Annotated in this window: 17 protein-coding genes; 11 read left to right on the top strand and 6 right to left on the bottom strand. The window is 73.5% G+C overall.

Annotation, left to right across the window (positions count from 1 at the left end; all coding sequences use genetic code 11):
* The first annotated feature begins 95 nt into the window (after window positions 1-95).
* From leuS to holA, 5 genes are all read left to right on the top strand, one after another.
* Window positions 96-2,612 (top strand): leucine--tRNA ligase, encoded by a 2,517-nt coding sequence (leuS, locus tag AC1DP1_RS06120; RefSeq protein ID WP_477506112.1) that lies wholly within the window; start codon window positions 96-98, stop codon window positions 2,610-2,612.
* A gap of 38 nt (window positions 2,613-2,650) precedes the next feature.
* The gene (locus AC1DP1_RS06115; RefSeq protein ID WP_477506111.1) at window positions 2,651-3,508 is read left to right on the top strand and encodes a DegV family protein; all 858 of its coding nucleotides are present in this window, start codon (window positions 2,651-2,653) and stop codon (window positions 3,506-3,508) included.
* 68 nt (window positions 3,509-3,576) lie between these two features.
* Window positions 3,577-4,452, top strand: a complete 876-nt coding sequence (locus AC1DP1_RS06110) for a ComEA family DNA-binding protein (RefSeq protein WP_477506110.1) — start codon at window positions 3,577-3,579, stop codon at window positions 4,450-4,452.
* A 6-nt stretch (window positions 4,453-4,458) separates the two neighbouring features.
* Window positions 4,459-6,726 carry a ComEC/Rec2 family competence protein gene (locus AC1DP1_RS06105; RefSeq protein ID WP_477506109.1) on the top strand — a complete coding sequence of 756 codons (2,268 nt, stop codon included), beginning with the start codon at window positions 4,459-4,461 and terminating at the stop codon, window positions 6,724-6,726.
* Window positions 6,727-6,739: 13 nt separating this feature from the next.
* Window positions 6,740-7,726 (top strand): DNA polymerase III subunit delta, encoded by a 987-nt coding sequence (holA, locus tag AC1DP1_RS06100; RefSeq protein ID WP_477506108.1) that lies wholly within the window; start codon window positions 6,740-6,742, stop codon window positions 7,724-7,726.
* A 60-nt stretch (window positions 7,727-7,786) separates the two neighbouring features.
* Here the strand turns inward: holA and rpsT are convergent, their stop codons facing one another.
* The 3 genes from rpsT to AC1DP1_RS06085 form a co-directional block, all read right to left on the bottom strand.
* Window positions 7,787-8,047, bottom strand: coding sequence for a 30S ribosomal protein S20 (rpsT, locus tag AC1DP1_RS06095; RefSeq protein ID WP_477506107.1), 261 nt, complete (start codon window positions 8,045-8,047; stop codon window positions 7,787-7,789).
* 195 nt (window positions 8,048-8,242) lie between these two features.
* Window positions 8,243-9,187 (bottom strand): aminoglycoside phosphotransferase family protein, encoded by a 945-nt coding sequence (locus tag AC1DP1_RS06090; RefSeq protein WP_477506106.1) that lies wholly within the window; start codon window positions 9,185-9,187, stop codon window positions 8,243-8,245.
* Window positions 9,184-10,146 carry a phosphotransferase family protein gene (locus AC1DP1_RS06085; protein ID WP_477506105.1) on the bottom strand — a complete coding sequence of 321 codons (963 nt, stop codon included), beginning with the start codon at window positions 10,144-10,146 and terminating at the stop codon, window positions 9,184-9,186. Before AC1DP1_RS06085 ends, AC1DP1_RS06090 begins: the two co-directional genes overlap by 4 nt.
* Before the next feature lie 83 nt (window positions 10,147-10,229).
* Here AC1DP1_RS06085 and AC1DP1_RS06080 point away from each other — a divergent pair, with 83 nt between their 5' ends.
* Window positions 10,230-10,760 carry a GNAT family N-acetyltransferase gene (locus AC1DP1_RS06080; RefSeq protein ID WP_477506104.1) on the top strand — a complete coding sequence of 177 codons (531 nt, stop codon included), beginning with the start codon at window positions 10,230-10,232 and terminating at the stop codon, window positions 10,758-10,760.
* Here AC1DP1_RS06080 and AC1DP1_RS06075 read toward each other — a convergent pair.
* Window positions 10,736-11,674, bottom strand: coding sequence for a DMT family transporter (locus tag AC1DP1_RS06075; RefSeq protein WP_477506103.1), 939 nt, complete (start codon window positions 11,672-11,674; stop codon window positions 10,736-10,738). The two genes, AC1DP1_RS06080 and AC1DP1_RS06075, sit on opposite strands and share 25 nt — an antisense overlap.
* 22 nt (window positions 11,675-11,696) lie before the next feature.
* Between AC1DP1_RS06075 and AC1DP1_RS06070 the strand changes: the two genes are divergently transcribed.
* The 4 genes from AC1DP1_RS06070 (at window position 11,697) to AC1DP1_RS06055 (ending at window position 15,040) form a co-directional block, all read left to right on the top strand.
* Window positions 11,697-12,134, top strand: a complete 438-nt coding sequence (locus AC1DP1_RS06070) for a hypothetical protein (RefSeq protein WP_477506102.1) — start codon at window positions 11,697-11,699, stop codon at window positions 12,132-12,134.
* Between the two features lie 9 nt (window positions 12,135-12,143).
* Entirely contained in the window at window positions 12,144-14,018 is a 1,875-nt protein-coding gene (lepA, locus tag AC1DP1_RS06065) for a translation elongation factor 4 (RefSeq protein ID WP_477506101.1), read from the top strand.
* Window positions 14,015-14,524 (top strand): HutD/Ves family protein, encoded by a 510-nt coding sequence (locus tag AC1DP1_RS06060; protein WP_477506100.1) that lies wholly within the window; start codon window positions 14,015-14,017, stop codon window positions 14,522-14,524. Before lepA ends, AC1DP1_RS06060 begins: the two co-directional genes overlap by 4 nt.
* A gap of 63 nt (window positions 14,525-14,587) precedes the next feature.
* Entirely contained in the window at window positions 14,588-15,040 is a 453-nt protein-coding gene (locus AC1DP1_RS06055; RefSeq protein ID WP_477506099.1) for a hypothetical protein, read from the top strand.
* 12 nt (window positions 15,041-15,052) lie between these two features.
* Here AC1DP1_RS06055 and AC1DP1_RS06050 read toward each other — a convergent pair whose 3' ends face one another.
* A complete protein-coding gene (locus tag AC1DP1_RS06050; protein ID WP_477506098.1) occupies window positions 15,053-15,649 on the bottom strand; it encodes a TIGR03086 family metal-binding protein in 597 nt (198 codons plus the stop codon).
* A gap of 51 nt (window positions 15,650-15,700) precedes the next feature.
* On the opposite strand from AC1DP1_RS06050, the gene AC1DP1_RS06045 reads away from it, so the two are divergent.
* On the top strand, window positions 15,701-16,561 hold the full coding sequence (locus tag AC1DP1_RS06045) for a helix-turn-helix domain-containing protein (RefSeq protein ID WP_477506097.1): 861 nt from the start codon (window positions 15,701-15,703) through the stop codon (window positions 16,559-16,561).
* Here AC1DP1_RS06045 and AC1DP1_RS06040 read toward each other — a convergent pair.
* Entirely contained in the window at window positions 16,542-17,627 is a 1,086-nt protein-coding gene (locus tag AC1DP1_RS06040) for a winged helix DNA-binding domain-containing protein (RefSeq protein ID WP_477506096.1), read from the bottom strand. The genes AC1DP1_RS06045 and AC1DP1_RS06040 overlap by 20 nt on opposite strands.
* Between the last annotated feature and the right edge of the window lie 24 nt (window positions 17,628-17,651).

Below are 17,651 nucleotides of genomic sequence, written 5' to 3'. Positions count from 1 at the left end.
CACACCCACCGGACCGACCACGCGGCCACCCCTCCATGCGAGGGGTTTTTTCATGCCCCGACCCCAGCACCACCCGCACCTGCAGAGGACACGCCATGAGCAGCCCGGAAACGGCAGACACCGCAGCCCACGACGCTGAGCGCGCGACGTACGACATCGCCGCCACGGAGACGAAGTGGCAGCGTGTCTGGGGGGAGCTCGACCCGTTCCGGGCCGACGACGACAGCCCGCGGGAGAAGCGCTACGCGTTGACGATGTTCCCCTACCCGAGCGGTGACCTGCACATGGGCCACGCCGAGGTGTTCGCGCTGCACGACGTGGTGGCGCGCTACTGGTGGCAGCGCGGCTACGAGGTGCTGAACCCGATGGGCTTCGACTCCTTCGGCCTGCCGGCGGAGAACGCCGCAATCCGCCACGACGAGCACCCGGACACCTACACCCGGGCCAACATCGCCAAGTCGATCGAGTCGTGCCGCCGGTACGCCGCGTCCTTCGACTGGTCGCGCACGTTCAACACCAGCGACCCGGAGTACTACCGCTGGACGCAGTGGCTGTTCCTGGAGCTGTTCAAGCGGGGCCTGGCCTACCGCAAGAACAGCCCGGTCAACTGGTGCCCCAACGACCAGACCGTGCTGGCCAACGAGCAGGTCGTCGGCGGCGTCTGCGACCGCTGTGGCGCCGAGGTGACCAAGAAGAACCTGACCCAGTGGTACTTCAAGATCACCGACTACGCCCAGGAGCTGCTGGACGGCCTGGACGAGCTGGCGGACACCTGGCCCGACCGCGTGGTCACGGCGCAGCGCAACTGGATCGGCCGCTCGGAGGGCGCGCACGTCACGTTCGCGCTGCACACCGCCGCAGGTGAGCGCGACATCGAGGTCTACACCACCCGTCCCGACACGCTGTACGGCGCGACGTTCATGGTGGTGGCGGCCGACGCGGCGCTGGCGGCGGAGATCGTGCACCCCGACCGCGCGCAGGCGCTGGAGGACTACCTGGTCGAGGTCCGCAAGGCCTCCGACATCGACCGGCTGGCGACCGACCGGCCCAAGACGGGCGTCGACCTGGGCATCACGGCCACCAACCCGGTCTCGGGCGAGGAGATCCCGGTCTGGGCGAGCGACTACGTGCTGGCCGACTACGGCACCGGCGCGATCATGGCCGTGCCCGCCCACGACCAGCGCGACCTGGACTTCGCGCGGGCGATGGGGCTGCCGGTGCGCCGCGTCATCGACGTGCCCGGTGAGGACAACCCCGAGGAGAGCGGCGTCGCGACGTCCGGCGACGGGGCGTACGTCAACTCCGGCGACCTGGACGGGCTGGGCGACAAGGCATCCGGCATCCGCACGATCGTCGAGCGGCTGGAGGCCGACGGGCGCGGCTCCGGGGCGGTCAACTTCCGCCTGCGCGACTGGCTGATCAGCCGGCAGCGCTACTGGGGACCGCCGATCCCGATCATCCACTGCCCGGTGGACGGCGAGGTCCCGGTCCCGGAGGACCAGCTGCCGGTGACCCTGCCGATGCTGAAGGGCGCCGACCTGAAGCCCAAGGGCACCTCGCCGCTGGGCGGCGCGACCGAGTGGGTCAACGTGGCCTGCCCGACGTGCGGCGGCCCGGCGATGCGGGACACCGACACCATGGACACCTTCGTGGACTCGTCCTGGTACATGTTCCGCTACTGCTCGCCCCACGAGACCGACCGGGCGTTCGACAGCGCCAAGGTCAACGCGTGGATGCCGGCGAACCTGTACGTCGGTGGTGTCGAGCACGCGGTGCTGCACCTGCTGTACGGCCGCTTCTTCACCAAGGTCCTGAACGACATGGGCCTGGTCGACTTCCGCGAGCCGTGGTCGGCGCAGCTGAACCAGGGCTTCGTGATCAACCAGGGCAAGAAGATGAGCAAGTCGCTGGGCAACGGCGTCGACCTGGGGGACCAGCTCGGTGCCTTCGGCGTGGACGCGGTGCGCCTGACGCTGGTCTTCGCGGGCCCGCCCGAGGACGACATCGACTGGGCCAACATGTCGCCGGACGGTTCGCTGCGGTTCCTGCAGCGGGCCTGGCGGCTGTCGGGCGACGTCACCTCGGAGCCCGGGGTGGACGTGTCGGGCGGCGACCTGGCGCTGCGGCGTACGACGGCGCGGACGGTGCACGACGCCGCCGAGCTGGTCGAGGGCTACCGCTTCAACGTGATGGTCGCCCGGGTGATGGAGCTGGTCAACGCGACCCGCAAGGCCATCGACTCCGGCTGCGGCCCCGCCGACCCCGCGGTGCGCGAGGCGACGGAGGCGGTGGCGATCCTGCTGTCCCTGGTCGCGCCCTACACGGCCGAGGAGATGTGGGAGCGGATGGGCAACAACCCCGACCACGCGGTCACGGTCGTCCACGCCGGGTGGCCGGCCGTCGACGAGGCGCTGCTGGTCGAGGACACGGTCGTCGCGGTCGTGCAGGTCAAGGGCAAGGTCAAGGCGCGCCTGGAGGTGGCCCCGGACATCTCCGAGGCCGACCTGGAGGCCGCGGCCATGGCCGACGACGGCGTGCAGCGGGCGATCGACGGCGCGACCGTGCGCAAGGTGATCGTGCGCGCCCCCAAGCTGGTCAACATCGTCGTCTGACGTCCTGCCCCGACACGACTGACCAGTAGGGTCGCGCTATGCCTCGCGTGGTGGTGGTCACCGACTCGACCGCAAGCCTGCCCGCCGAGCTGGCGCAGGCACGTGACATCCGGGTCGTGCCGCTCCAGGTGGTGATCGGCGCCCGGGTGCTCGACGAGGGACCCGACGGCGCCACCCCCGACGTGGTCGCCGAGGCGCTGCGCGACTTCGTGCCGGTCAGCACCTCGCGTCCCGCGCCGGCCCTGTTCACCGACCTCTACCGCTCGCTCGAGGCCGACGGGGTCGAGGAGATCGTGTCGGTGCACCTGTCCGGCGAGATGAGCGGCACCTTCGAGTCCGCACAGATGGCCGCGCTCGAGGTCGAGCTGCCGGTGCACGTCGTGGACTCGGGGCAGGTCGGCATCGCGACCGGCTACGCCGCCCTCACCGCGGCCGACGTGCTGGACGCCGGCGGGACGGGGGAGGAGGCGGCGCTGGCGGCGCTCGCCCGGGGCCAGGCGGCCACCTCGCTGTTCTACGTCGACACGCTGGAGTACCTCCGCCGCGGCGGGCGCATCGGCGCCGCCGCCGCGATCCTCGGCAGCGCGCTGTCGGTGAAGCCCCTCCTCGAGATCGCCGAGGGCCGCGTCGCGCCGCGCGAGCGCGTGCGCACGGCATCACGGGCGCTGGCCCGGCTCGCCGAGCTCGCCGTCGAGGCGGCCGGGGACGAGGCGGTCGACGTGTGCGTGTCCCACCTGGCCAACGCCGGTCGCGCCGAGGAGCTCGCCGCCGCGCTGGCCGAGCGGCTCGCCGACGGGCTGGACGGGCGCGAGGTGATGTGCGGCGAGCTCGGGGCCGTGCTCGGCGCCCACGTCGGGCCCGGCATGGTCGCGGTCTGCGTGTCCCCGCGTCCCTGACACCCGCCTGTCCACAGATTGCCGATCGCCCCTGTCGAGGGGGCTCGCGCGTTCCTAGCGTGGACGGCATGCGCCGATCCCAGTCGTCCTCCGAGCACGCCGAGGCGGTGTCGCGGCGGCTGGCGACGCTGAGCGCGGAGCTCGCCGCGGTGCGCGGTGAGCCGGACGACGTGGCCGACCCGGCCCACGGGCACACGCGCGTCCGCGAGCGCCCGGACCCGTTCCCCGCTCCTGTCTCGGCACCTGGTCCCGCGCCGGTCGTGCCGTCGGTCCCCGGCCGCCACGCGTCGCGCCGGCTGCGGGTCGGCGGGCTGCAGCTCGGCCCGGTGCACCTCGCCGTCGTCGCCGTGGTCGCGGCGCTCGCCGTCGGGCTCGCGGCGTGGTGGGCGGTGCGCGACCAGGCCCGCGCCGTGCCGGTCGCACCGGCTGCGTCCGGTCCCGCCGGGTCGGCGACGCCGCTCGCGCCGGTCGTGCCGGCCGACGGCGCGGGCGGCGCGTCCGCCCCCACCGACCCGGGCGAGGAGCTGGTGGTCGACGTCGCGGGCAAGGTACGTCGCCCCGGGATCGCAGTGCTGCCCGCAGGGGCTCGCGTCGTGGACGCCCTGGAGGCGGCGGGAGGTGCGCGGCGAGGCGTCGACCTCACCGCGCTCAACCTCGCCCGACCCGTCGTCGACGGCGAGCAGATCCTCGTGGGCGTCGCCCCGGCCGCGGGCGTGGCCGGCACGCTCGACTCCCCGGTCCCCGGCGGTGAGGCGCTCGTCAACCTCAACACCGCCGACCAGGCGGCCCTCGACACCCTGCCCGGCGTCGGGCCGGTGACGGCCGACGCGATCCTCGCGTGGCGCGACAGCAACGGCGGCTTCACGTCCGTCGACGAGCTGCTGGAGGTCGACGGCATCGGGGAGGCCACCCTCGCCGACCTCGCGCCGCTCGTCACCCTCTGACCGACCGTGCCCGACCTGCGTGCGGTCGCCCTCGGCGTGGGCGCGTGGGCGGGCGCGCTCCTGGTGCTCGTCGCGCCGGGGTGGCCGGCCCTCGCAGCGGTCGCGCTGGTGGTGGCCGTCGTCGGGACCGGTGTGGTGCGCCGGTGGTGGTCCCTCGGGTGGCTCGGTCCGCTCGCGGCCTTCGTGGCGGTCGCCGGGGTCGCCGGCCTGCAGCACGTCCTGCTGACGACGTCGCCCCTCGCCGCGCTGGCCGACGAGGGTGCCGTCGTGCGGGTCGAGCTCGAGCTGACGTCGGACGTGCGGGTGGTGGCGGGGCAGTACGGCGACCTCCAGGTCGTCCGGGCCGTGGTCGCCCGCCTCGAGGGGCGGGGGAGTGCGTGGACGCTCGACGCGCCCGTCGTGGTGATGGCCGGTGCCGACTGGCCGCGGCTGCCGTTGGGCACCCGGCTGGAGACAGCGGCCCGGCTCGTCCCCGGCGACGGCGACGCCGCCGCGCTGGTGCGCCCGACCGGCGAGCCGCGCGTCGTGGCCGAGCCCGACGTGTGGTGGGACGCCGCGGCAGGCGTACGACGCTCCGTGCGCGCCGCGGTCGCGGGACGGGACGCCGACGCGCGTGAGCTGGTCCCGGCGCTGGTGGTCGGGGACGACGGTGGGCTCGATCCCGACCTCGCCGACGACTTCCGGACCACCGGGCTGACCCACCTGCTGGCGGTGAGCGGGACCAACCTGACGCTGGTGGTGGGGTTCCTGCTCGTGCTCGGCCGGTGGGCCGGGGTGCGCGGTCCCTGGCTCTACGCGCTGGGTGTGCTCGGCATCTGCGGCTTCGTGCTGACCGCGCGGGCGGAGCCAAGCGTCGTACGTGCGGCCGCGATGGGTGCCGTGGCGCTGGTCGGGATGGGGCGCAACGGACGGTCCCGCGGAGTCCGGGGCCTGGGGGTGGCGGTGCTCGGCCTGCTGCTGGTCTGGCCGCGGCTCGCCGTGACGGCGGGGTTCGCGCTGTCCGCGCTCGCGACCGCCGGGATCCTCCTGCTGGCGCCGGTCTGGCGCGACGCGTTGATGAGGTGGACCCCGCGGTGGGTCGCCGAGGCGGTGTCGGTGCCGCTGGCCGCGCAGGTTGCCTGCACGCCCGTGGTGGCGGCGATCTCTGGCCAGGTCAGCCTCGTCGCGGTGGGTGCCAACCTGCTCGCCGCACCGGCCGTCGCGCCGGCGACCGTGCTCGGGCTCTCAGGCGGGCTGCTGGGCCTGCTGTGGAGCCCGCTCGGAGTTGCGGTTGCGGCCCCGGCGGCGTGGTCGGCAGGATGGATCATCGCCGTCGCCCGCTGGGGCGCGGACGTCCCGACGGCAGCGGTCGACTGGGGCACCGGACCGGTGCCGCTCGTGCTGCTCACGGGACTGTGCCTGCTCGCGGTGCCCCTCGCCCCGCGGCTGCTCGGCCGTCCGGCCACGACGCTGGCCTGCACCTGCCTCCTCGTCGTGGTGATGCTGGTCCGGCCCCCGACCCCCGGCTGGCCGCCGCGCGGCTGGGTGCTGGCGATGTGCGACGTCGGCCAGGGCGACGCACTCGTCCTGCGCGCCGGTCCCGGGTCGGCGGTGGTCGTCGACGCCGGACCCGAGCCCGCACCGACCGACGCCTGCCTCGACCGCCTCGAGGTCACCGCCGTGCCGCTCCTCGTGCTCACGCACTTCCACGCCGACCACGTCGGCGGGGTGGTGGGTGTGCTGGAGGGTCGCGAGGTGGGGGAGGTCGAGGGCACGGCGCTGCTCGACCCGCCGGAGGGAGCCGGCGCCGCGGCGCGCGCGGTAGGCCGCGACCCGGCCCCGGCGGCGTACGGCCTCACACGTCGGGTCGGCGAGGTGACGCTGCAGACGGTGTGGCCCCGTCCCGGTGCCCGCCCGGGCGACCCCGCGGAGAGCGCGCCCAACAACGCCAGCGTCGTCCTCGTCGCCGAGGTGGGCGGGGTGCGGGTCCTGCTGACCGGGGACGTCGAGCCGTCGGCGCAGGCCACGCTGGCCCGCGACCTGGCGGGCCTGCACGTGGACGTGCTCAAGGTGCCGCACCACGGCAGCCGCCACCAGGACCTCGACTGGCTCACCTCGCTCGGCGCGCGTCTGGCGCTGGTGTCGGTGGGGGAGGACAACGACTACGGGCACCCCGCCCCCGACCTCGTGGCCGCCCTCGATGCTGCCGGCGCGAGCGTGTGGCGCACCGACGTCTCCGGCGACGTGGTCGTGGTGGTCCGGGACGGCGAGCTCGGTGTCGTCGCTCGTGGATAGGGTGGGCCGCACCATGGCTCGCACCCCCTCCGCCGCACAGGTCCTCGGCCACGTCGTCCTCGTGACGGGCAAGGAGGAGTACCTCTCCGCCCGGACTGTTGCGTCGGTGCGCGAGGCCGTCCGGGCCCATGACGCGGAGGCGGAGCTCGCCGAGTCGACGGCCTCCGACCTGACCCTGGCCTCGCTCGGCGAGATGTCGGCGCCGTCGCTCTTCTCCTCCATCCGGTGCGTCGTCGTGCGCGGGTTGGAGGACCTGCCCGACGAGTCCGTCGACGGCCTGCTCGACTACTGCGCGGCCCCCGCCGACGACGTCGCGCTCGTGCTGGTGCACTCGGGCGGGCAGAAGGGGAGCGGCGTGCTCACCAAGCTGCGCAAGCTCTCGCCGGTGACCGAGGTGAAGTCGGAGGAGGTCAAGCCGAGCGAGATGACCGGCTTCCTGACCTCCGAGGTCGCCTCGCACGGCGCGCGGATCGACTCCGACGCCGCCGCCTTCCTCGTGCAGGCCGTCGGCACCGACCTGCGGTCACTCGCCGCGGCGGCCGACCAGCTGACCAACGACTTCCACGGCGAGCAGCTCACGATCGACAAGGTCCAGCGCTATTTCGGTGGCCGCGCCGAGGCGAAGTCGTTCACCGTCGCCGACGCCGCGTTCGCCGGGCGTCGCGCCGCGGCCCTCGAGGAGCTGCGCTGGGCGCTCGACTCCGGGACCTCGCCGGTGCTGGTCACCTCGGCGATGGCCGCGTCTGCGCGTAGCCTCGCGCGCTACCTCGGGTCCCCGCGGGGCGCCCGTGACGCCGACCTCGCCCGCGACCTCGGCGTACCCCCGTGGAAGGTGCGCACCGTGCGCGACCAGTCACGCTCGTGGACCTCCGAGGGCATCGCCGCGGCGGTCCGGGCGGTGGCCCACGCGGATGCCGACATCAAGGGCCAGGCGCACGACGCGTCCTACACCCTCGAGCGGCTCGTGCTCACCGTCGCCGGTCTGCGCGACGGGCGCTGAGCCGGGCCCGAAATGCAGAACACCCGCCACGAGGGCGGGTGTCGCAGGTGAAGGCTCGCGTCAGAGCGAGGCGGCCTTCTTGGCGATCGAGGACTTGCGGTTCGCGGCCTGGTTGCCGTGGATGACGCCCTTCGAGGCGGCCTTGTCGAGCGCCCGCATCGCGTCGCGGCTGGCGGCGACGGCGGCGTCCTTGTCGCCGGCCTCGGACAGCTCGCGGAACTTGCGCACAGCGGTCTTCAGGCGCGACTTCACGGCCTGGTTGCGCTGGCGCGCGTTCTCGTTCTGCTTGTTGCGCTTGATCTGGGACTTGATGTTCGCCACGTGTGAATCCTCGGAGCTAGAACTGGTCTGGAATGGAAGTCTGGTGCTTGTCGGCTGCCTGGCAATCCCTCCACGATCAGCACGGGGAGGGTCGGGTGCCGGACATGCAGTGAGAAACAGTACCGCCACGCGTCGCGGGGGCCCAAATCGCCTGCCGCGATGCCGGGGGGCCGTCCGACGTACGTCGACCAGCGCTCAGCGCCCGGTGCGTCGGGCCACCGCCTCCAGCATCCTCCTCGACTCCCGGACGCGGAAATCGTTGAGCGTGGGCAGGTTGACGTCGACCGCGACCACCGAGCGCACCGCGAGGTGCGCCCCGAACCCGGCGAGGAAGGCCGTGACCGCGTCGTCGCCGACGTCGGCGAGCGATGGGGAGGACGCCACAGAGGTGTCGAACCACGGGTCCTCGACGCACTCCAGCCGGGCGAGCAACGGGTCGACCCAGGTCGGTCCGCGTGCGGCCACGCCCCAGTCGACGACCACCACCTCACCCCCCGGGCGGCGCAGCAGGTTGTCGACGCGGATGTCCCAGTGCACGACCTGCGACACGGGTCGGCCGGCGTGCTCGCGCAGGACGGCCGCCCAGTCGTGCGGATCGCTGCGCAGCCACTCCGGCACCGGTGTCTCGGCGGAGGCATCCGCCAGGGTGGCGAGGCTGTCGGCCCACTTCCCGAAGACCTGGGCGACGTCGACGAGGTCCACCGTCGACGCGACGTCCCGCTCCTGCAGCACGACACCCAGGCGGTCGACCGCACGGAGGACCGCGCCGACCTCCGCGGCATCGCCGAAGTCGGGGTGACGCCCGTCGACGTCCTCGATGAGCAGCGCGACCCATGCCCCGTCGTCGTACGACGCCAGCAGTCGGGCCCAGAGCTCGTGCTGGCCGAGGTGGTCGAGCACGGCGATCTCGCGGCGGAACAGTCCGGGGGTGTCCGGGTTCAGCTCGGCCCCCACGGCCTTGACGAAGGCGCGGGTGCCGTCGGCGCAGGTCAGGCGCGTGGCGCATCCCGGCGACATCCCGCCGACCTGCTCGGCCGTCCGGACGACGGGGGAGCCGAGCCGGTCCTCGACCCAGGAGCGGACCGCGGCGGGGACGGCGTCGTAGGTGAGGCGTACGCCGACCGCGCGCGGGCCGGTCATGACCAGCGCCGCCGCTCCGCCAGCCAGTCCCAGCACACCTCGCCCTGCCAGCGCTGGTGGTCGCGGATGTGCGGCGACGTCGGCGGCACGGGCAGCTCGCACTGGGTGAAGAAGTAGCCGACGTAGAGGGCGAGGTTGATGTCGAGCGCCTCCGGGTCGACGTCGCGCAGCAGCCGGCGCTCGGCGATGACGGCGTCGACGTCGATGCCCTCGCCGCGTGGCCCGATGAGGGCGGCGAAGGAGTCGAACCACGCGGCACCGACCACCGGCCAGTTCCAGTCGCAGATCAGCGCACGACCGTCCGCATCGATGATCGCGTTGTCGGAGCGGATGTCGGTGTGGACGAGGGTGTCGCCACCCACCACCTCGGCGTAGCGCCGTGCCAGCGCCTCGGCCTCGGCCAGCCGGTCCGCGCCGAGGTCCGTACGCCGCTCGCGCAGGGCCGGCCAGCCCTCGAGGAGCGGGGCGAAGTCGTCGGCCGCCGTGTCGAGGTCCAGCCCCGGCGGGGGCGGGGTCACCACGTCGGCCACGACCTCGAGGGAGTCGAGGAGCGCGTCGAGGTCCTCGATACGCCACGGCCGGTGCGGCGTGCGGGCGGCGACGTACTCGATGCCGAGCACCACCCAGTCGTCGTCGAGGTGCCACARCAGCCTCGGGGCCGGCACGCCCGCCGGCAGCGCGGCGAGCTTGCGCGCCTCCTCGCGGTAGGAGTCGGCGAACGTCCGCTGGGCCTTGGTCGAGGCCGCCTTCACGAAGTGGCGCGAGCCGTCCTCGCAGACCAGCACGGAGGCGAAGCCGGGGGTGAACCCGCTCGTCTGGGAGATCGCCGAGACGACGGGGGAGCCGCACCTGCGCTCGATCCACGCCCGCAGGTGGGGCGGCAGGAAGGCCCACTCGAGCCGGCGCGCGGTGCGGTCGTGCGGAGCGGGGTAGGGGGCGATCGAGGTGGAACGGGCCATGGGCGCATCCTCCACCACGCCGCCGGCGGTCACGACCGGATATCGGGTGGAGGCGGGAGCGACCGACCCGGGAGACTGGCGCCATGCCTGAGCTCGTCCTGCCGACCACCACCGTCCGCGAGTCGTTCCTGGAGGCGATGGACGAGTTCGTCTCCGAGGGCGTCGAGCACAGCCAGACGGCCGCGTGGATCGACCACAACGCGCCCGGGTGGAAGGAGCCCGGCGCCTTCAGGGCCTTCGTGGAGGCGGTCAGGGCGGACGCGCTCCCCGAGACGCCGCGGCTGGAGTGGCACGTGCCGTGCACGACGCTGTGGTGGGTCGAGGGCGAGGACTACCTCGGCCGCATCGCCATCCGCCACGAGCTCAACGACTTCCTCCTCGACGTGGGCGGGCACATCGGGTACGACGTGCGCCCGACCCGGCGGCGCGAGGGCCACGCGACCGCGATGCTGCAGCACGCCCTGGCGTGGGCGCTGGGGCTCGGGATCGACCCTGCCCTGGTCACCTGCGACGACGACAACGTCGGCTCGATCCGCGTGATCGAGGCCGCCGGCGGGGTCCTGGAGGACGTCCGCGGGGTGAAGCGGCGCTACTGGGTGCCGACCGCGTCCTGAGGGTCCTGCTCGGGGTCCTGGACGGGCACCGGCGTACTCCGACTCCTTGTCGCTGCGCCGACGCCGACCACCGCGACCACGAGGCCGACGAGCTGGGTGGGCGACAGCGTCTCGTCGAGCACCAGCCACGCGAGCACGGCCGTGACCGGGGGGCTGAGGAAGAACAGGCTGGCCGCCGCGCCCGAACCGCCGCGCAGTACGAGCAGGGCCAGCAGGACCAGGCCGACGATCGAGTTGACGACCGCCAGGAACAGCACGGACACGACGGCCCGCGAGGTGTCCGTCACCGGCCAGGCGCCCTCGGTGGTCCAGCCCAGCACGAGCAGCGGGGGAGCGGACACGGCGAACTGCGCCGCAGCCGACCACAGCAGGTCGGGCTGCGCCCCGATCCAGCGCTGGCCGAGGGTGCCGAGGCTGAGGGTGAGCATGCTCAGACAGCCGACCAGCACGGCGACCGGCCCGCCGGCATGGCCCAGGTCGGCGCCGAGGACGAGCAGCACCCCCACGACCCCGGCGGCGAAACCCGCGACCTGGAGTGCCGAGACCCGCTCCCCGAGGAGCACTGCCGCCAGCAGGGCGGTCAGGACCGGGCTGAGCGCGTGGAGGAGCGAGGCCAGGGTGGCGCCGAGGCCCAGGTCGAACGCGACGTACATCAGGCCGAACTGGACGGCGTTCATCACGAAGCCGACGGCCGCGACCCGGCCCAGCGTGCCGCGGTCCATCCGGGTCGGCCGCCTCAGCGCGAGGGCCAGGCCGGCGGCGAGGAGGGCGGCGAGGACGAAGCGCCAGCCGAGCACCGTGAACGGCGCCGCCGCGTGGACCGCCGCCGGGCCGGAGATGTAGCCGGACGACCAGATCAGCACGAACGCCGCTGCCGGCACGAGCGGGAGGCTCGATCCGTTCCGCGAGGTCACCGCTGCACGCTAGCGTCCGGACATGGAGGCACCGGAACCGGTCAGGCGGTCGGTGCCGCGCGCCCTCCGACGTGCCTGGCTGGCCGGCCTGGTGCTCCTCGCCATGGGGGTCGTCCTGCCCGGCACCCTGCTCTCGCTCCCGGGCCTGGTCGTGCTGGCGGCGGCGGCCGGCGTGACGGCCGCCCGCGACGACACCCCGCGCGGCTGGCACGCCCTCGCGATGGCCGTGCCCGCCCTGCCGCTCGTGGTGGGTGCCGTGCTGATCGAGTGGATGGCGTGGCAGGGCGCCGACCTGCAGATCGCCGCGCTGCTCGTCGTGTACGCCGGACCGGTGCTGGTCGGCTTCTGGACGGTCTTCGCGATCGCGGCCGTGGTGGAGCTCGTCCGGGGTCGTCGGCGCCGGTTCGGTGCGGCAGGTCCCGCGTGGAAGAATGACCCGACCCCGCCGTCGTTCTCCTGAAAGCAGTCCGTGAGCCTCACCAACGCACCGAAGCCAGGCTCGACCGACCCCTCTATCATCCGCAACTTCTGCATCATCGCGCACATCGACCACGGCAAGTCGACGCTCGCCGACCGGATGCTCCAGCTCACCGGGGTCGTCGACGAGCGGGCGTCGCGTGCGCAGTACCTCGACCGGATGGACATCGAGCGCGAGCGCGGCATCACGATCAAGTCGCAGGCCGTGCGGATGCCGTGGACCGTCCCGGCCGGCAACGCCGAGGACGCGGAGCCCGGCACCTACATCCTCAACATGATCGACACCCCCGGCCACGTCGACTTCACCTACGAGGTGTCCCGCTCGCTCGAGGCGTGCGAGGCGGCGGTCCTGCTGGTCGACGCTGCCCAGGGCATCGAGGCGCAGACCCTCGCGAACCTCTACCTCGCGATGGGCGCCGACCTCCACATCATCCCGGTGCTCAACAAGATCGACCTCCCGAGCGCCAACGTCGAGAAGTACGCCGCCGAGCTCGCCGGCCTGGTCGGCTGCGAGCCGGAGGAGGTTCTCCTCACCAGCGCCAAGACCGGCGTGGGCGTCGAGGCGCTCCTCAACGAGATCGTGAAGCAGACCCCGCCGCCGGTGGGCGACGCGGACGCCCCGGCCCGCGCGCTGATCTTCGACTCGGTCTACGACACCTACCGCGGCGTGGTGACCTACGTCCGCGTGGTCGACGGCAAGCTCAGCCACCGCGACCGGATCAAGATGATGTCGACCAACGCCGTGCACGAGATGCTCGAGGTCGGCGTGATCAGCCCCGAGCCCGTCAAGGCCGGGGAGATCGGCGTCGGCGAGGTCGGCTACCTGATCACCGGCGTGAAGGACGTGCGCCAGTCGCGCGTGGGTGACACGGTCACCTCGCAGCACCACGGCGCCACGGAGTCGCTCGGGGGCTACAAGCACCCGAACCCGATGGTCTACGCCGGGCTCTACCCGATCGACGGCGACGACTACCCGACGCTGCGCGACGCGCTCGAGAAGCTGCAGCTCAACGACGCGGCGCTGACCTACGAGCCGGAGACCTCCGGCGCGCTCGGCTTCGGCTTCCGCTGCGGCTTCCTCGGCCTGCTCCACATGGAGATCACCCGCGACCGGCTCGAGCGCGAGTTCACCCTCGACCTCATCTCGACCGCGCCCAACGTGGTCTACGAGGTCCTCCTCGACGACGGCACCGAGGTCGAGGTGACCAACCCGAGCGAGTACCCCGACGGCAAGGTGTCCGAGGTCCGCGAGCCCGTCGTGAAGGCGACGATCCTCGCGCCGTCCGACTACATCGGCACGATCATGGAGCTGTGCCAGCTCAAGCGCGGCAACCTGCAGGGGATGGACTACCTGTCGGAGGACCGCGTCGAGATGCGCTACACGCTGCCGATGGGCGAGATCGTCTTCGACTTCTTCGACCAGCTGAAGTCGCGCACCAAGGGCTACGCCTCGCTCGACTACGAGCGTTCCGGCGAGCAGGCCGCCGACCTGGTCAAGGTCGACATCCTGCTCCAGGGTGAGCCGGTCGATGCGTTCAGCGCGATCGTGCACCGCGACGCGGCCTACTCCTACGGCGTGATGATGGCCGGCAAGCTCAAGGACCTGATCCCGCGCCAGCAGTTCGAGGTGCCGATCCAGGCCGCCATCGGCGCGCGCGTCATCGCCCGCGAGACCATCCGCGCCATCCGCAAGGACGTGCTGGCCAAGTGCTACGGCGGCGACATCAGCCGCAAGCGCAAGCTGCTCGAGAAGCAGAAGGCCGGCAAGAAGCGGATGAAGAACATCGGCTCCGTCGAGGTGCCGCCGGAGGCCTTCGTCGCCGCGCTCGCCACCACGCAGCCCACGGAGAAGACCGGCAAGAAGTGAGCCGGGTCGTCCGCAGCGACGAGGTCACGCCGCAGGCCTGGGCCAACGGCGGTGGTACGACGCGCGAGCTGGCGGTCGCCGACGACGGCGCGTGGCGGATCAGCCTGGCCGACATCGACCGCGACGGGCCGTTCTCGACGTTCCCCGGCCGGCAGCGCCTGCTGACCCTCGTCGAGGGACCGGTGCTCGACCTGGAGGTGGACGGCGACGCGCACGTCGTCGAGCCGCAGCGCCCGTTCCTTTTCTCCGGAGACGCGGCCGCCGTGGGGTCGGTGCCGGAGGGTCCCGTGCGGGCGCTCAACGTGGTCGTCGACCCGACCCTCGTCCACCCCTTCGTCACCGTCCTGGAGCTGGGGCGGTCCTCGACCCTCCCGGTGGCCGCGGACCAGGCGGCGTACGTCGTCTCGGGCGGCCGCGACGGGCTCGCGACGGGCACGCTCGTGGTCGGACCCGGTGAGGTCGCGGGTCGCTGCACGGTCGCAGTGGTCACCCTGGAGCGCTCCTGACCCGACCACCGGGCGGAACGGTCGCCCAGGTCGGTCCGTCCCACGCGCATGGTGGTCACCCGGATGCGGGCTGTGGGCGTGCTGGTCGCGGCATCGCTCCTCACCGGCTGCGGCGGGGGCTCGGAGTGCGAGAACGGGCCCGACGTCTGGCGGGAGCTGGGGCCGTCGCTCGTGCTGGGCTCCGCGGTCGGAGGCGACGGGAAGCCGGTGGACTCGGTGGAGCTGTCCCGCCTCCGCTTCGACAACCGACCCGTGGACCGGAAGGCACTCGTGTCAGCGGTGGAGTCCGAGGGTCTCGTCCTCGTCGGCGGCCGCCTGACCTGCCGCCTGCCCTGCGCGCTGGCGGGGACGAGGGGGACCTGGCAGCTCCGTGTCACCGACCTGGCCGCGAGCTCGGTGCGGGTCGTGGCGCAGGGGCGTCCGCGGGTCAGCCCGGGCGGGTGCCGCCCGACGGAGGGCGAGGTGCCGACGATCGAGGTGCAGCTCACGCCGGTCGCTGCAGCGTCGCGGTCATGACGCTCGGGCGCCTCAGCCGACCGACGGTCGCCACCCGGGGTCGCGCCCGAGCCGGGCGAGCAACCGGTCGGTCACCGAGGCGTCGTCGCCGACCTCGACGGCGTCGGCGCACACGCCCTCCGAGTGCAGGGCCACGCCCCAGCCGTCCGCGGTGGCGTGCAGGTCGGCGGCCTCGGCGTCGCTGACCGACCACTCCTGACCGGTGGCCCGGGCGACGTCGGACCCGTGCACCACGAGGTCCCAGCCGTAGAAGTCGGCGACGGTCGCGGCGATCGTCGTACGGCCGAAGTAGCCGTCGTACTCCCGCGCGGCCACGCCGTCGGACTCCAGCACCGACGTGACCTGCGCGCGCTGGGCCCGCCACGCGGCCGCCGGGTCGGCGAGGTCCGGCTGCGGGCCCACGTCGAGGCCCTGCGTGCCGAGGAAGTCACGCTGGGTCCGGAGCACGTGGCCGACGACGTCGCGGGCGCTCCAGCCGTCGCACGGGGAGGGTGCGTCCCAGTCGTCGCCCGAGACGTCGACCGCGTCCACCACCTGGGTGAAGCGGTCGGCGCGCTGCTGGAAGAGGGAGAGGTGGTGGTCGGTGCCGGGGGTCGTCGTCTGCGTCATGCAACCACTCTCGTCGCTGCGGTGTCGGAGGCGATTGTGATAATCCGACACATGACCAGCCGGACCGGGGCAGACGGCCCGCACCCGGTGGACCCGATCGACCGGGCCCACCTGACGGGCGTGAGCCGACCCTCCCCGCCGATCCACCGCTACGGCCCCAGCGAGCACCTGGTCGACCTGGTCGAGCGCTACTGGATCCCCGTGTGGTCGCTGGCCGAGCCGTCGACCCAGTCCACGCTCCAGCACCCGGTCTGCCTGGTGGTCGTCAGCAACACCTACGCCCGGTTCTACGGCGTCAGCCGGGGCCGCTCGAGCGTCACGCTGGAGGGCGACGGCTGGGCGGTCGGCACGATGCTCAGCCCGGCCGCGGGCCGCCTGGTCCTCGGACGGTCGGTCGCCGAGGTCACCGACACGTGGGTCGAGCTGGACGACCTCGTCCCCGACCCGACCGTCGTCGAGGGCGTGCGCGCTGCGATGGAGCACGACCCGCACGACCCCGCCGCCCACCTCGCGGCGGTCGCCCACGTCGAGTCGTGGCTGGCGACCCACCTGCCGGTCGACGAGTCCGGGCTCCTCGTCAACCGTCTGGTCGGGTGGCTGGGCGATCACCCGGAGGTCACCCGGGTCGACGACCTGGCGCGCGAGGCGGGGCTGTCCGAGCGCAGCCTCCAGCGGCTGGTGGAGCAGCGCATCGGGCTGAGCCCGAAGTGGCTCCTGCAGCGACGCCGCCTGCACGACGCGGTCGAGGCGCTGAAGGCCGGCCGCGGCAGCCTCGCCGAGGTGGCCGCGGACCTGGGCTATGCCGACCAGGCCCACTTCACCCACGACTTCCGCACGGTCACCGGGATGACGCCGGGGGAGTACCTCAAGGACCAGCCCAGGGACCGACCCGTCAGGTCGCCTCGCGGCTGAGCGTCACCTCGGTGACGGTGATGCCGAGCGCGGACTCGAGGGCGGCGACGGGTTCGTCGAGCTCGGCCTTGCGCGGCCGCCTCGTCCGCGCGAACCACGTGACCTCGAGCGGTCGTCGCCTCGCGGTGCCGGCGGCCCGCCAGAAGCCGGTGATCCGCCCGTCCACGAGCAGCGGCGGGAGCAGCATCCCGTTGGACTCGTTCCACAGCCGCCGGTGGTGCTCGGACGTCGCGAACCGGTCGCGGGCCTTGGAGTCGTAGCCGCACAGCAGGGCGTCGAACTCGGGCAGCAGGCGCACGCCCGGCAGGTCCCGCGGGGGCGGGGCGTCCGGTAGGTCGACGTACGCCCTGCCGTCCGGTCCGTCGTGCTCGACGACGTCCAGGCCCGCCAGCCCCTCCTCGACGGCCTTGAGCGGGATCCCGGCCCACCATGCGACGTCCTGCCGCGACGAGGGCCCGTGGGCGCGCAGGTGGAGGCGTACGACGTCGGCCAGCGTGACCGGTCCGGTGCGGTCGAACGTCCCGTAGACCGGCTTGCCCTGACCCTCCCAGCGGTCGCCCGAGGCCGGCCGGCGGACCGTGGCGCCGTGGGCGAAGCCGAGGTAGCGGCCCGGGCCGGCGGCCGCTGCGTCGAGGGAGGTGGGGGCGTGGCGGGCGAGCCACTCGTCGACGTGGGCGCGGAGCTCGTCGGGGGTGCGCCACTCGCGGGCGTAGGCCTCGATGGAGACCCACAGGTCGGCGATCTGCGCGTCGCTGATGCCCAGCACCCGGGCCCACCGCTGGTGCTGCCCGACGCGCGTGGCCTCGGCGAGCACGGTGTAGGCCTCGGGGGTCGCGGTGTGGACGGTGCCGCGGATCGTGCTGCCGCGCACGATCTCGCCGGCGTCGTAGGCCGCCGTGATCTCGGCGTGGGTCACGCCGGGGAAGCGTGCACCCAGACCGATGAACGCCGACCGCGCGGTCTGGGTCTGCAGGTCGCCGATCGCGCGCACCCGCTCCGCCACCGTGCCCGGGTCGTCGGGGAACTGCCGGGCCAGCAACGCGGCGGCCAGGTCGTCCCAGCTCATGGCCGTCACCCTAGGGCCGCCGGC

It is taken from the genome of Nocardioides sp. P4_G10 (genome assembly GCF_056401175.1).
This window is presented reverse-complemented; position numbering and strand designations above follow the sequence as displayed.

Bases quoted from the DNA above. Each gene is read 5' to 3' on its own strand.
- holA (WP_477506108.1), top strand. From the start codon at position 6,740: ATGGCTCGCACCCCCTCCGCCGCACAGGTCCTCGGCCACGTCGTCCTC.
- AC1DP1_RS06045 (WP_477506097.1), top strand. From the start codon at position 15,701: ATGACCAGCCGGACCGGGGCAGACGGCCCGCACCCGGTGGACCCGATC.
- AC1DP1_RS06090 (WP_477506106.1), bottom strand. From the start codon at position 9,187: ATGACCGGCCCGCGCGCGGTCGGCGTACGCCTCACCTACGACGCCGTC.
- AC1DP1_RS06070 (WP_477506102.1), top strand. From the start codon at position 11,697: ATGGAGGCACCGGAACCGGTCAGGCGGTCGGTGCCGCGCGCCCTCCGA.
- AC1DP1_RS06055 (WP_477506099.1), top strand. From the start codon at position 14,588: ATGCGGGCTGTGGGCGTGCTGGTCGCGGCATCGCTCCTCACCGGCTGC.
- AC1DP1_RS06080 (WP_477506104.1), top strand. From the start codon at position 10,230: ATGCCTGAGCTCGTCCTGCCGACCACCACCGTCCGCGAGTCGTTCCTG.
- leuS (WP_477506112.1), top strand. From the start codon at position 96: ATGAGCAGCCCGGAAACGGCAGACACCGCAGCCCACGACGCTGAGCGC.
- AC1DP1_RS06110 (WP_477506110.1), top strand. From the start codon at position 3,577: ATGCGCCGATCCCAGTCGTCCTCCGAGCACGCCGAGGCGGTGTCGCGG.
- AC1DP1_RS06115 (WP_477506111.1), top strand. From the start codon at position 2,651: ATGCCTCGCGTGGTGGTGGTCACCGACTCGACCGCAAGCCTGCCCGCC.
- AC1DP1_RS06040 (WP_477506096.1), bottom strand. From the start codon at position 17,627: ATGAGCTGGGACGACCTGGCCGCCGCGTTGCTGGCCCGGCAGTTCCCC.
- AC1DP1_RS06050 (WP_477506098.1), bottom strand. From the start codon at position 15,649: ATGACGCAGACGACGACCCCCGGCACCGACCACCACCTCTCCCTCTTC.